We start from the raw sequence: 12,974 nt of genomic DNA, 5'->3' as shown, positions 1-12,974 counted from the left end.
CTTTCTATTGGCTATGTCCCAATTACGTGTTGCATGGGGCGCCCCAGCGCCTCATGCAAGCAACATGAGATATTCACTTCCCGCCCATAGCGCTCCAACATCCTTCGCCAACCCAGATAATTCCTCAGATAGTGGGTCGCGACCCCATGGAACCGTTCCATCCACTCCTTCAATCGCCTGTGGTACCCGTTCACATGTTGGATGTGATATGCACCTACCACTCGCTCTCCCGCACGGTTGTGCACCACTTGGTGGGTCATGCCCTGCGACTTGCTGAAACTGGCATACACCCCAGCGCCATCGCTGCACAGGACGGCATCCGGGGCGATAAGCGGCTCAAGCACCGCCTTAACTGCCCTGGCATTCAGCTGCTCCAACTGGAAGTCAGCCAGGTGACCTGCTCTGTCTTGCACCACCATCACCGGGATGTAATCTGGCCCTGTGCCTCGGGTACAGCCTTTGCCTCCACGATGGCGGGCCGGGCGGGGCAATCCGCGCTGTCCTTTGAACGACGCTAAGAAGAAGGTCTCATCGACCTCGACGATACCCTCTTCCCGTACCGCCTGGTGGCTAGCCATGGCCTTCAGGAAGCGGTGGCGCCATAAAAAGGCGGTGTTTTTACCGACCCCACAGCGGAGCGCCGCCTGCCGGACGGTCAGACCTTCGATGAGGGCCTGAGCATAGTCTTCCCAGCATTGTGGCTTGCGAAGTCGGGCGAGAGGCGTGTTGGTGAGAACGGAACTGGTGCGCAAACACTGCTTGCAGCGATAACGGCGCAGCCCGCGAGACCAGCCCCAGGGAGCCAACTGTGTGGCCTCGGCCTGACAGTGAGGGCAGCATTGGCATGCGGGCAGTTGAGTGGCCAACGAGGTGATGGGGTGAGGGGTGGTGAGTTCATGTTGCGCGAGACGACGCTGACGCAAAGTGAGTAATGGGAAGAGGGACAGTAGGTGTTGAAAGGCTTGGGTATCCATGGTGGAGGCCCTCAAGGTGATGACCTACTTCAAGATTAGCCTTTCAACACATAACTGGGACAGAGCCTTTCTATTTGCCAGCCCTTATCTACAAAACCGGCGCCCTCTCCCCCGCCTGCTGGCAGGCCCAGTCGATGAAGGCTTGCGCCTTGGGGTTCTGGCAATTGGGCAGGGTGGCGATGTAGTAGCGCTGGGCGCAGCGCACCGCCATGTCCGGGAAGGGGGCCACCAGCTCGCGCCGTGCCAGCCGCTTGCTCACCAGGTTCTGCCGTCCCATGGCGATCCCGGCGTGATTCATGGCGGCGATGATGGCAAGATCGGAGCGATCAAACCCCATGCTGGCCCTGCATGCCGAAAGCGACACGCCGGACTGCTCGGCCCAGCCGGACCACTCGTCGCCGTCGGAGTCATGGCCCCAGGCTTGCCGATCGTGCAGCAGGCGGCAGTGCGCCAGGTTGGCCGGGTTGCCGAGCAGCCCGTGCTGTTCGGCATACTCCGGGCTGCACACCGGCACCATGTACTCGTCCATCAGCGGATGGATGGCGAGCCGCGCAGGCGTCTTGTCGTCGAAATAGAGGGTGAGATCGATGCCGTAACCATGCAGATTGATGTTCTCGTTGCCGGTCATGATGTTGAGCTCGATCTGGGGATGCAGGCGGGAGAAATCCGCCAGCCGAGGCACCAGCCAGCACTGGGCGATGGAGGGGCGCGAGTAGACGGTCAGGGTGCCCGACAGCTCCTGATGGCGGATCTCCAGGATCTCCTGGTTGATGAACTCCAGCGATGACTTGAGCGCCCAGAATACCCGCTGCCCGTCTGCCGTCAGCGCCACCTTGCGGTGAAAGCGCTGGAACAGCTTGAAGCCGAGATCCTCCTCCAGGGCGCTTATCCGGTGGCTCACCGCACTCGGGCTGAGCGCCAGCTCGTCGGCGGCCAGCGCAAAGGAGCCGTGTCTGGCTGCCGCCTCGAAGGTGTGCAGTCTGGCCAGCTGATAGCCGTTGAGCAGTTTGTTTCCCGCAACACTGCTTCTCGCCACATAGTTCTCTTCGCCGTACATATGCCCCCCTTGCGAAACCGGCACCGATGATACCGAAAAAGTGGCCCTCTGCATCAGCTCACACCATGCAAAACCACCTTCACACCATAAATGTGATGAATGTGGCACCTTTGCATCAACCCAGCTCATCCAAGCTGCCAATTTCATCATTTGTCAGGGAACCTGCATTTTCATTCAATAACGCCAACATCATTCCCATGACAGAGGCACGCCATGAATTCAGAAATGTGGATCGTCGGAACCCTGCTGACCAGCATACTGCTGATCGTCGTCACCATAGTGAAGGGCAAGGTCCACCCCTTCCTCGCCCTGCTGCTGGCAAGCTTCTATGTGGGCGCCCTGATGGGGATGAACCCGCTCAAGATGGTCAATGCCATGGAGGAAGGCATAGGCGGCACCCTGGGCTTTCTGGCCGCCGTCATAGGTCTTGGCACCATACTCGGCAAGATGATGGAGGTGTCGGGCGCCGCCGAGCGCATCGGCCTCGCCCTGCAGCAGTGCCGCTGGCTGTCACCCCAGGTGACCATGGTGCTGGTCGGGCTGGTGTGCGGTATCACCCTGTTTGTGGAGGTGGGGGTGGTGCTGCTCATTCCGCTGGCCTTCTCCATCGCCCGCAAGACCAACACCTCGCTGCTTACCCTGGCCATTCCGCTCTGTACCGCCCTGATGGCCGTGCACTGCATAGTGCCGCCCCACCCCGCCGCCCTCTATGTCACCAACCAGCTGGGTGCCGATGTGGGATCCGTCATCGTCTATGGCCTCGCGGTCGGGCTGTTTGCCTCGCTGGTAGGCGGCCCGCTGTTTCTGAAGCTGCTGGGCAAGCGGGTACCGTTCAAGGAGGTGCCTGCCGCCTTTGCCGACATCCAGGCCCGCAACGAGGACGAGCTGCCGACCTTGGGCGCCTCTCTCTTCACCGTGCTGCTGCCTATCCTGTTGATGCTGGTCAAGACGGTGGCCGAGCTCAACATGGATCACGCCAGCCACCTCTATACCCTGCTGGAGTTTATCGGCAACCCCATCACCGCCATGTTCATCGCCGCCTTCACCGCCTACTACGTGCTGGGGATCCGCCGGCGCATGCAGATGGAAGGGCTGCTGGACCAGACCGAGCAGTGTTTCTCCTCCATTGCCAACATACTGCTGATCATCGGTGCCGGCGGCGCCTTCAACGGGGTACTCAAGGCCAGTGGCCTTGGGGACGGCCTGGCCACCATTCTCTCCCAGCTCGACATGCATCCCATCCTGCTGGCCTGGCTGGTGGCCATCGTGCTGCACGCCGCCGTGGGCTCCGCCACCGTCGCCATGATGGGGGCTACCGCCATCGTCTCCCCCATCATGGTGCACTACCCGAACATCAGCCCGGAGATCATGACGCTCGCCATCGGCTCCGGCGCCATTGGTTGCACCATGGTCACCGACTCCCTGTTCTGGCTGGTCAAGCAGTATTGCGGCGCCACCCTGAACGAAACGCTCAAGTACTACACTACCGCCACCTTCGTCGCCTCCCTGATGGCGCTGGCCGGCACTTTCCTGCTCTCCTGTATCGTGTAACGAGGCCGAGAACACCATGAAAAACATCGACGTATCACAACTCACCCAGCAGTTTCCGCTGCTGCAATCCCTGATCGAACTGGAACCGGTCAGCTGGTTCAACCCCAAGGCCACCCCCCTGGTGGAAGGTCTTCCCTATGTGGGGCTCGATGGCAGCGATGTGGCGGATGCCTCCGCCCGCCTGGCCCGCTTCGCCCCCTACCTGTGCGAAGCCTTCCCCGAGACCCGCGCCAGCAAGGGCATTCTGGAGTCCGAGATCGCCGCCATTCCAGCGATGCAGGCCACTCTCAACCAGCGTTACGGCCTTGAGGTCACCGGTCGATTGCTGCTGAAAAAAGACAGCCATCTACCCATCTCGGGTTCCATCAAGGCGCGCGGCGGCATCTACGAGGTGCTGGCCCACGCCGAGCAGCTGGCGATCAAGGCCGGTCTGCTCTGCGAAGAGGACGACTATCGCAAGCTGTTCACAGACGAGTTCCGCCAGTTCTTCAGCCAGTACAGCATCGCGGTGGGCTCCACCGGCAACCTTGGCATGTCCATCGGCATCATGAGCGCCCGCCTCGGCTTTCGCGTCACCGTCCACATGTCGGCCGATGCGCGGGAGTGGAAGAAGCGCAAGTTGCGCGAACATGGCGCCATCGTGGTGGAATACGCCGAGGATTATGGGGTCGCAGTGGAGCAGGGCCGCAAGGAGGCCGAGCGCGATCCGGCCTGCTTCTTCATCGATGACGAGAACTCCCGCACCCTGTTCCTCGGCTACGCGGTGGCCGGTGAGCGGGTGAAAAAGCAGTTTAATGACATGGGGATTGTGGTGGACGCCGACCATCCGCTGTTTGTCTACCTGCCCTGCGGTGTCGGTGGCGGCCCAGGCGGGGTGGCCTTTGGCCTCAAGCTCGCGTTTGGGGACAACGTCCACTGCCTGTTCGCCGAACCGACCCACTCCCCCTGCATGCTGCTCGGGGTGCACACCGGCTTGCACGATGCCATTTCGGTGCAAGACCTTGGCATCGACAACCTCACTGCGGCCGACGGCCTCGCCGTAGGGCGCGCTTCCGGCTTTGTCGGCCGCGCCATGGAGCGGCTGCTGGCAGGTTTCTACACCCTGAGCGATCAGGAGATGTACGACCTGCTCGGACTCTTGGCCCGCGCTGAGCAGATCAAGCTCGAACCTTCTGCGCTGGCCGGCATGGCAGGCCCATGGCGCGTGGCGGCCAACCTTGAGTGGCAGGCCGGTCAGGGGCTGGATACCGCCAGAATGGCTCGGGCCACCCACCTGGTGTGGGCCACCGGCGGCGGCATGGTGCCCGCCGAGGAGATGGAAAAGTACCTCGCCAGCGCCCGCCGCTGATCTTTTTTCAGCCATAAAACCCGCCAGACTGGCGGGTTTTTCTCGTGTGGGATCAGCAAGATGGCGCCTCTGCTCATCATCCCACACATCAGACGGCCAGACAGCTGGACACCCTGAATTGCCGACAATCCCCCCAAGCTGGTTATTTTGTGATACGATAGTGGCCGTTTTTTGACATCTGCACCCACGTTGGCGCCCTGATCCGGCGAGATCGCGACCCAATCCGCCGATCACAACCATCACGGGCATGCAGAAAAACCGTGGCCTGATGGCCCCGTCCGGCACAAAGCCTGGCGGCGGTCAGCAAGACACACGAGATAAGGAGATCGGGCAATGAAACAATATCAAAGCTGGCTGGGACAATATCTGATGAGTCGCCGCGATGGGGATCACGCCATGGCATCCGAACTCGCCAGCTCCATCTGCGAGTTCTGGCAGGCCCAGGGAGACGAGGCCGAGTTCAGCAAATGGCAGCAGATCTACCAGCAGCACGTGGAAAAGACCACCTGACCCATTGGGTGCCCCCCTCGGCACCCGCCCATCACCCATAAAAAAACCGGCGCTCATGGCGCCGGTTTTGCATTTCAGGGACCAAATTACATCTGGTCGACCATGTCCTGGGCGAACTGGGAGCAGGAGCGCAGGGTGGCCCCTTCCATCAGACGCTCGAAGTCATAGGTGACAGTCTTGTTGCGGATCGCCGCTTCCATCCCCTTGATGATGAGGTCGGCCGCTTCGGTCCAGCCCATGTGACGCAGCATCATCTCGGCAGAGAGGATGAGGGAGCCCGGGTTGACCTTGTCCTGACCGGCGTATTTCGGCGCGGTGCCGTGGGTTGCTTCGAACAGGGCCACGCCGTCGCCGATGTTGGCACCCGGCGCGATGCCGATGCCACCCACCTGGGCCGCCAGCGCATCGGAGATGTAGTCACCGTTCAAGTTCATGCAGGCGATGACGTCATACTCGGCCGGGCGCAGCAGGATCTGTTGCAGGAAGGCGTCGGCGATGACGTCCTTGACCACGATGGTCTTGCCGGTCTTCGGGTTCTTGAAGGAGCACCAGGGGCCGCCGTCGATGAGCTGGGCATCGTACTCTTTCTGGGCCAGGGCGTAGCCCCAATCCTTGAAGGCACCTTCGGTGAACTTCATGATGTTGCCCTTGTGCACCAGGGTCACGGAGTCGCGATCGTTGTCGATGGCATACTCGATGGCGGCACGGACCAGACGCTCGGTACCGGCCTTGGACATGGGCTTGATGCCGATGCCGCAAGTCTCGGGGAAGCGGATCTTCTTCACGCCCATCTCGTTTTGCAGGAAGGCGATCACCTTCTTGGCTTCGTCGCTGTCTGCTTTCCACTCGATGCCGGCGTAGATGTCTTCGGCGTTCTCGCGGAAGATCACCATGTCGGTCAGATCAGGACGCTTGACTGGGCTCGGGGTGCCCTCGTAGTAACGGACCGGACGCAGGCAGATGTAGAGATCCAGCTCCTGGCGCAGGGCCACGTTGAGGGAGCGAATACCGCCACCGACCGGGGTGGTCAGCGGGCCCTTGATGGCCACGCAGTATTCACGAATGAAATCCAGGGTTTCGGCCGGCAGCCAGGCACCTTCGCCATAGACATGAGTCGATTTCTCGCCGGTGTAGATCTCCATCCAGGCGATCTTGCGCTCGCCTTTGTAGGCTTTCTCGACCGCGGCATTCACCACATTCAACATGGCCGGGGTCACGTCCACACCGATGCCATCCCCTTCGATAAACGGAATGATCGGATGGTTGGGAACCTGCAGCTTGCCGTTGGCATCGACTGTGATTTTCTGGCCCTGGGTCGGGATAACTACTTTGCTTTCCATCGGCATCTCCTAACTTCCGTTTGTTATCAATCTGTAAGTTGCGCGCGGCCATCTTAAGCCCATCCATTTGCAGAATCAAATGGCGAGCACGCATGTCAGACCATAGTCGCGCACTGGATCACAATGCGTCCATTCAGCCAGCTCCGGATCCGAAGCAGCCCCGCCAGCGCCTGACTCGGACAGGCTCCAGCAGCATCCCTGCTTATCCCGCCAGCCCCTCGGCCTGCCCCTGCGGCTGGCTGAGTGCCCGGTACTGGGAGGGGGTCAGCCCGGTCTTCTGCTTGAACACCCGGCAAAAATAGTTCACATCGCTGTAACCACAGCGGCTGGCCACCTCTTCCAGCCGAAACCGGTACTTTTTCAGCATGAACTTGGCCCGATCGATGCGCACCCAGCTGATGTAATCGGCCAGGCGCATATGCCCCTGCTCGCGAAACAGGTGGGATAGGTGGCTGGCCGAGACGTTGAAGCGATGGGCGATCGAATCCCGGCTGATGGGGCGGTGAAAGTTCTCCTGGATATAGATGCAGATCCCGTGAAACAGCTCGGCCCCCCGCGGCCGCTCGAAGGTGGACTCGGCCAGCAGCTGGCGCACGCTGGTGAGCAGCGCCTGCAACAGGTGATTGTCGGTGGGGGAGCGAGCGGGATCCTCGGTCAGCACGTTGAGCGCCGCCAGTATGTGTTCGTTCACATGGCCGGCCCGGGCCATGATGCTGTGCTTTTGCACGTCAAAGAAATCGGGGTCTTCCCGCCGCTTGCTCACCAGACTGAAGCCCAGCTGGCGCTTGCCGAACAGCAGGCTCAGCACCGAGCAGTCGGTAGTCCAGAGCGGCTTGTTCCAGCCGTTGGGGGGGATGTAGAGCGCCTGCCCCGGGGCGATGCAGATCTCCTGGCAGCCCTGCTCCCTGTCCCAGATCTGGTTGCGGTACTCGCCGCTGAACACCAGCTCGAGGCGGGGAAAGTTGACCTGATAGCTGAAACCAGGCGGCACCCCCTGATCCTGGGCGAACCAGATCTGGTCGAAGGGGGCCTGCTCGTGGAGGGCGCCATCGAGCAACTGGCTGAAGACAAGAGACATGCTGATCCTGATCAAGAGAGAGGCAAGCGGTTGCGGTGCCCGCGACCGCCCATGTTATAGTCCGGTCCACGGCAGCAATGCCACCCTTTTCTGCACCCGATTTTCTGCACACCAAATGAGGCATCCCTTATGAGCAGTCGCGATCTGCCCTCTTTTTTGTCAATGCAAAATCCGATTCAAGGCTACGACTGGGGCAGCCATGACGCCCTCACCACCCTGTTCGGCATCCCCAATCCGGCGGGCAAACCCCAGGCCGAACTGTGGATGGGTGCCCACCCCAATGGCTGCTCCGAGGTCGTGCTGGCCGGGCAGGCGCAGAAGCTCTCGACCCTGATAGAGAACGCCCCCGCCGCCGTGCTGGGCGAGGCCACCCAGGCCCGTTTCGGCAGCCTGCCGTTCCTGTTCAAGGTGCTGTGCGCCGAGAAGGCCCTCTCCATTCAGGTGCACCCGAGCAAGGCGCAGGCCGAAGCGGGCTTTGCCAAGGAAGAGGCCGCCGGCATTTCGCCAACGGCCGCCAATCGCAACTACAAGGATCCCAACCACAAGCCCGAGCTGGTGTTTGCCCTCACCCCCTATCAGGCGATGAACGGCTTTCGCGCCATCCCGGCCATCCTGGCACTGTTCGAGCGGGTCAAGCTGCCCGCCCTTGCCGAGCTGGTCGCCGCCCTCGCAGCCAGCCAGAACGAAGCAGGTCTGCAACACTTCTTCCACCAGTTGCTGGTACTGGAAGGGGCGCGCAAGGAAGAGGCACTGGCGGGCCTGCTGGCCTTTGCAGCCGCCCATCAGGATGAAGAGACCTTTGCGCTGATCACCAGCCTGGCCGCCCAGTACCCGGGGGATGTGGGGCTGTTCTCGCCGCTGCTGCTGAACGTAGTGACCCTGCAGCCCGGTCAGGCGATGTATCTGGATGCCTGCACCCCGCACGCCTATGTGCGCGGCACCGGCCTCGAGATCATGGCCAACTCCGACAACGTGCTGCGCGCCGGGCTCACCCCCAAGTACATAGATGTGGCCGAGCTGTTGGCCTGTACCCGCTGCTTGCCCAAGCCGGACGACCAGATCCTGCTTGCTCCCCGCATGGAAGGGGCGGTGCAGCACTTCGAGGTGCCGGTGCCGGACTTCACCTTCAGCGTCTACCCGGCGGGCGAGCACCAGCTTACCACCGCCAGCGCCGAGATCCTGTTTGCCATCGACGAGGCCGTGATCCTCAAGCGCGGTGACGACACCCTGCGTCTCGAAAAGGGTCAGTCCGCCTTTATCCCGGCCGCCACCGGCCGCTACCAGCTGCTGGCCGAGGGCCGGGTCGCCCGCGCCGGCAACCGCTGCTAAACCGGTCTGCATCGACCCACGACCACAAGGGCCATCCATGATGGCCCTTGTTTTTTGGCGGTCTCAGCCACCGCGTCCCCCTGCCTTCTGCCGACAAATTTCTTGATGTGCGGCATAAATTCATCAGATCCTGCTGTCGTCCTCTGCCGGGTTGGCTATCATGCCCGTCTGGCTATCACTGCGCCTTGACCCTCGCCGGGGCCACCACAGTCATCCGGCACCAGTTCAGGAAGAACATCATGAAAGGCTACTGCGGACTATCCGTTTTACTGCTGGCGCTGCTGGGCAGCCCGGTGCATGCCGCCTGTGACAAGGGAGTGGCGCTCAGGCTGGCCAAGGCGTTCTGGAGCGAGCACAAGGATTTCTATTACGCCGACCCGGCGCCGCTCAAGGCGCTGCTCACCCCCGACTTCTTCGCCGTGCTGAGCAGCGAGGCCGCCTGCAACGCCGACGGCGAGGTGTGTGCCATCGATGCCGACCCCTGGATCAATGCCCAGGATGGCGAGGTAAGCGAACCCGTCAGCTTCACCCTGGCCAACGCACAAGAGCAAGGAGTAACGGTCAGGATGCAGTATCTGTTCGCCCTCTCCGACAGCCAGAAAGAGCCGCAGACGGTCAGCCTTCATTTTCAAAAGAGCGGCGACAATCGCTGCTACCTGATGGATGACTTCATTCCGCCCGGCGATGGCTCGCTCAAGCAGCGCCTGCGCCAGTGGCAGAGCCACAACGCCATCGAGCCGCAATAAAAAACCCCCGCCGTGCTGGCGGGGGTTTTGCATTCTGCCGGGCCGCGTGCGCCTCAGCGCCGGGCTGGCCAAGGGGTCACTCCTCCACTGCCTCCGGCTGAGGTTCTTCAGCGCGGATCTGCTGCAGCTCTTCGACCCTGGCCTGCCATTTGTCGTGGGCCTGTTTGCGCTCCTGTTGCTTGAACTCTTCGCGCATGGTGTCGATCTCTTGGACCAGTTTTTCCATCGGGATGTCTCCTTACATCTGGGTGAACATGACAAGTAAAACGGGTTGACGGCACACTCCGCATCAAGGGCGTTGGCCTGTCGGTTCATCAGGTTTGACTTCCGGTTTGCCAAAACTGTCCAACTAAATAAACGATTGGATATGCAAAAAGCAATCTAAAAAATGATTAAACGTCTCCCAGAAGGCCATCAAAAGGAGGTCAAAACCGCCTCTTCCGCTCCGTTCAAGAAACCAAAACATATTAATTATCAAATAATTAAATGCACACCACTACAAATTCGCACACCCTTTTCAATCGGCCGATTATGCACTGATTTTTCATCCCCTCATTCTTGCGTTTCCTGCCACCCCGCCACCATGAGCATCCCCCAAAGCCAGGCCGCCGCTTTTGCCGACCGGCTCACAATTTTCCCGCCCGCTCGAGCACACAAATCTCCATCCCGCTGCCTGCCGACAGCATTCAGGCTCACCACTTATTGGTCATCAGTCTTACTCGGATTAAAAATAACCTTCTGTTTTAAAATGTATTTCTATAAAAATGAGGTCGTTCATTCAGGCAGGACAAAATGCGAGCAGGGTCACAGGCCGGCAGCATCGACACAAAAATCCAGTAAAGGGCACATATCTCCGATTTCAGCCGAGGCACTTGGGAGAAACAATAGGCAGGTCAACCAGTTGCACCACCGTTTTCAACAGGACCACTTCCATTCGGACGGCACCAGCCAGGAGAGAACCATGCTCACCACCCTGATAGATGAAGGATTGATCTGCCTCGATCTTGCAGCCCGCGACAAGCAGGCGCTGTTTGTCGAACTGGCCGCCAGGCTCAAGGCCAGCGGCAAGATAGCCAGTCAGGATCAGTTTGTCCGCGACCTCTGGACGCGGGAGAAACTCGACAACACCGGCTTCGAGCAGGGGGTCGCCCTGCCCCACGCCAAGAGCGAGGCGGTGCGAGAGCCCGCCATCGTGGTCGGCATCAGCCGCCAGGGCATCGAGTACGGCGCCGAAGATGGCGAGCCCTCCAAGCTGTTCTTCATGATTGCCTCCCCGGCGGGCGGCGCCAACCATCATATCGAAGTGCTGGCCGAGCTCTCCACCAAGCTGCTGGAACCCGGTTTCATCGCCAACATGCAGGCGGCCACCAGCCGCGCCGAGGTACTCGCCTTGCTGGCCGCACCAGGGCCGTCCGCTACCCCAGCCGCCCCCCAGCCGCAATCCGCCCAGCCGACGGAGCCGCAGGAGCGCGGCATCAAGGCCCAGCTCAACACCCTCAAACAGCATTTGCTGTTCGGCACCTCCCACATGATCCCCTTCATCGTCGCGGGGGGCGTGCTGCTGTCGCTGTCGGTGATGATCAGCGGCAAGGGCGCCGTGCCCGAGGCGGGCGTGCTCAAGGACATGGCCGACATGGGGATTGCCGGGCTCACCCTGTTTACCGCCGTGCTGGGCGGCTACATCGCCTACTCCATGGCGGACAAACCGGGCCTGGCCCCCGGCATGATCGGCTCCTGGATTGCAGTGCAGCAGTTTCATACCGGTTTTCTCGGCGCCATCCTGGTGGGCTTTATCGCCGGCCTCATCGTCAACCAGCTCAAACGGATCAAGCTGCCGGATTCCATGAGTTCGCTCGGCTCCATCTTCATCTATCCCCTCATCGGCACCTTCCTGGTGTGCGGCATCGTCATGTGGGTGATAGGTGCGCCCATCGCCGCCATGATGGAAGGGATGAACCACTGGCTCTCCGGCATGGCGGGCTCCGGCAAGGTGATGCTGGGGGCCATCCTCGGTGGCATGACCGCCTTTGACATGGGCGGCCCCATCAACAAGGTGGCCACCCTGTTCGCCCAGACCCAGGTCAACACCCAGCCCTGGCTGATGGGCGGGGTCGGCATCGCCATCTGCGTGCCGCCGCTCGGCATGGCGCTGGCCACCCTGCTCTCACCCAAGCGCTACAAGAAAGAGGAACGTGAAGCGGGCAAGGCAGCCGCCATCATGGGCATGATCGGCATCAGCGAGGGGGCCATTCCGTTTGCCGCCGCCGACCCGGTGCGCGTCATCCCGGCCATCGTCGCAGGCGGCATCGTCGGCAACATCACCGGTTTCATGATGCACAGCATCAACCACGCACCCTGGGGCGGCTGGATCGTGCTGCCGGTGGTGGAAGGCAAGATGGGTTATATCCTCGGCACCCTGCTCGGCGCCCTCACCACGGCTCTTATCGTCAACCTGCTGAAAAAGCCGGTCAGCGACACCGAAGAGAGCAACGAGCGCCAGGAGGAGTACCAGATCATCGAGGCGGAAGGGGAAGCCGAAGTGCTGGCCATCACCGCCTGCCCCTCCGGCGTGGCCCACACCTTCCTGGCCGCCAAGAGCCTGCAAAAAGCGGCCGCCAAGGCCGGCATCAAGCTCAAAGTGGAAACCCAGGGCGCCAACGGCATCATCAACCGCATTACGCCCAAAGACGTGGCCAACGCCCGCTGCGTCATCCTGGCCCACGACGTGGCCATCAAGAACAAGGAACGCTTCGCCCATATCGAGGTCATCGACGTCAAGACCCGGGAGGCCATCCACAACCCGGAAGGGCTGCTGGCCCGCACCCAGCCGGGGCGCCAGGTGGCCTGACAACAGCAGTTGAGAGATATATGACAAAAGGGGCCAAGGGCCCCTTCTTTTATCTCGGCATCAGGCAGCAGCAAACCCCGTTCGGCAGCCGCCCGAACGGGGATAGCACCCTCCCCCTCAGGATCGATAAGATAGGAGTCATATTGTGCCTTCGCCTGCCAGCCGGCCTCGCGACCGCACCTGGACGGAGCCT

The 12,974-nt window shown here is 61.4% G+C and carries 11 protein-coding genes; 6 read left to right on the top strand and 5 right to left on the bottom strand.

Translation table 11 applies throughout. The features are described 5' to 3' along the window. Positions 1 to 11: 11 nt before the first annotated feature. The gene (locus ACPDZI_RS06750) at positions 12 to 974 is read right to left on the bottom strand and encodes an IS1595 family transposase (protein WP_331412788.1); all 963 of its coding nucleotides are present in this window, start codon (positions 972 to 974) and stop codon (positions 12 to 14) included. 88 nt (positions 975 to 1,062) lie between these two features. Beyond that, positions 1,063 to 2,031 carry a DNA-binding transcriptional regulator DsdC gene (dsdC, locus tag ACPDZI_RS06745; RefSeq protein WP_438834234.1) on the bottom strand — a complete coding sequence of 323 codons (969 nt, stop codon included), beginning with the start codon at positions 2,029 to 2,031 and terminating at the stop codon, positions 1,063 to 1,065. A gap of 213 nt (positions 2,032 to 2,244) precedes the next feature. Between dsdC and dsdX the strand changes: the two genes are divergently transcribed. From dsdX to ACPDZI_RS06730, 3 genes are all read left to right on the top strand, one after another. Further along, entirely contained in the window at positions 2,245 to 3,582 is a 1,338-nt protein-coding gene (gene dsdX / locus ACPDZI_RS06740) for a D-serine transporter DsdX (RefSeq protein WP_041217737.1), read from the top strand. Positions 3,583 to 3,598: 16 nt separating this feature from the next. Continuing rightward, positions 3,599 to 4,930: a D-serine ammonia-lyase gene (locus ACPDZI_RS06735; protein WP_438834233.1), complete on the top strand. Its 1,332-nt coding sequence runs from the start codon at positions 3,599 to 3,601 to the stop codon at positions 4,928 to 4,930. A 333-nt stretch (positions 4,931 to 5,263) separates the two neighbouring features. Continuing rightward, positions 5,264 to 5,440, top strand: a complete 177-nt coding sequence (locus ACPDZI_RS06730) for a hypothetical protein (protein WP_011705338.1) — start codon at positions 5,264 to 5,266, stop codon at positions 5,438 to 5,440. 86 nt (positions 5,441 to 5,526) lie between these two features. On the opposite strand, the gene icd is transcribed toward ACPDZI_RS06730, so the two are convergent. Further along, the gene (icd, locus tag ACPDZI_RS06725; RefSeq protein WP_011705337.1) at positions 5,527 to 6,780 is read right to left on the bottom strand and encodes an NADP-dependent isocitrate dehydrogenase; all 1,254 of its coding nucleotides are present in this window, start codon (positions 6,778 to 6,780) and stop codon (positions 5,527 to 5,529) included. 202 nt (positions 6,781 to 6,982) lie between these two features. Then, a complete protein-coding gene (locus ACPDZI_RS06720; protein WP_005298937.1) occupies positions 6,983 to 7,858 on the bottom strand; it encodes a helix-turn-helix transcriptional regulator in 876 nt (291 codons plus the stop codon). A 129-nt stretch (positions 7,859 to 7,987) separates the two neighbouring features. Here ACPDZI_RS06720 and manA point away from each other — a divergent pair, with 129 nt between their 5' ends. Further along, positions 7,988 to 9,187 carry a mannose-6-phosphate isomerase, class I gene (gene manA, locus ACPDZI_RS06715; protein WP_438834232.1) on the top strand — a complete coding sequence of 400 codons (1,200 nt, stop codon included), beginning with the start codon at positions 7,988 to 7,990 and terminating at the stop codon, positions 9,185 to 9,187. Between the two features lie 239 nt (positions 9,188 to 9,426). Further along, the gene (locus ACPDZI_RS06710; RefSeq protein WP_273775314.1) at positions 9,427 to 9,933 is read left to right on the top strand and encodes a hypothetical protein; all 507 of its coding nucleotides are present in this window, start codon (positions 9,427 to 9,429) and stop codon (positions 9,931 to 9,933) included. Positions 9,934 to 10,009: 76 nt separating this feature from the next. Here the strand turns inward: ACPDZI_RS06710 and ACPDZI_RS06705 are convergent, their stop codons facing one another. Beyond that, positions 10,010 to 10,159, bottom strand: coding sequence for a hypothetical protein (locus tag ACPDZI_RS06705; RefSeq protein ID WP_011705333.1), 150 nt, complete (start codon positions 10,157 to 10,159; stop codon positions 10,010 to 10,012). A gap of 735 nt (positions 10,160 to 10,894) precedes the next feature. On the opposite strand from ACPDZI_RS06705, the gene ACPDZI_RS06700 reads away from it, so the two are divergent. After that, positions 10,895 to 12,781: a PTS fructose transporter subunit EIIC gene (locus ACPDZI_RS06700; protein WP_438834231.1), complete on the top strand. Its 1,887-nt coding sequence runs from the start codon at positions 10,895 to 10,897 to the stop codon at positions 12,779 to 12,781. The last annotated feature ends 193 nt before the right edge of the window (positions 12,782 to 12,974 follow it).

This window comes from Aeromonas oralensis (genome assembly GCF_049665575.1).
Lineage (GTDB): Bacteria > Pseudomonadota > Gammaproteobacteria > Enterobacterales > Aeromonadaceae > Aeromonas > Aeromonas hydrophila.
The sequence above is the reverse complement of the archived record's forward strand: the minus strand, read 5'-3'. Positions and strand labels throughout refer to the sequence as shown.

Excerpts from the sequence above, each read along its gene's own strand:
- ACPDZI_RS06750 (WP_331412788.1), bottom strand. The coding sequence starts at position 974 with ATGGATACCCAAGCCTTTCAACACCTACTGTCCCTCTTCCCATTACTC.
- dsdC (WP_438834234.1), bottom strand. The coding sequence starts at position 2,031 with ATGTACGGCGAAGAGAACTATGTGGCGAGAAGCAGTGTTGCGGGAAAC.
- dsdX (WP_041217737.1), top strand. The coding sequence starts at position 2,245 with ATGAATTCAGAAATGTGGATCGTCGGAACCCTGCTGACCAGCATACTG.
- ACPDZI_RS06735 (WP_438834233.1), top strand. The coding sequence starts at position 3,599 with ATGAAAAACATCGACGTATCACAACTCACCCAGCAGTTTCCGCTGCTG.
- ACPDZI_RS06730 (WP_011705338.1), top strand. The coding sequence starts at position 5,264 with ATGAAACAATATCAAAGCTGGCTGGGACAATATCTGATGAGTCGCCGC.
- icd (WP_011705337.1), bottom strand. The coding sequence starts at position 6,780 with ATGGAAAGCAAAGTAGTTATCCCGACCCAGGGCCAGAAAATCACAGTC.
- ACPDZI_RS06720 (WP_005298937.1), bottom strand. The coding sequence starts at position 7,858 with ATGTCTCTTGTCTTCAGCCAGTTGCTCGATGGCGCCCTCCACGAGCAG.
- manA (WP_438834232.1), top strand. The coding sequence starts at position 7,988 with ATGAGCAGTCGCGATCTGCCCTCTTTTTTGTCAATGCAAAATCCGATT.
- ACPDZI_RS06710 (WP_273775314.1), top strand. The coding sequence starts at position 9,427 with ATGAAAGGCTACTGCGGACTATCCGTTTTACTGCTGGCGCTGCTGGGC.
- ACPDZI_RS06705 (WP_011705333.1), bottom strand. The coding sequence starts at position 10,159 with ATGGAAAAACTGGTCCAAGAGATCGACACCATGCGCGAAGAGTTCAAG.
- ACPDZI_RS06700 (WP_438834231.1), top strand. The coding sequence starts at position 10,895 with ATGCTCACCACCCTGATAGATGAAGGATTGATCTGCCTCGATCTTGCA.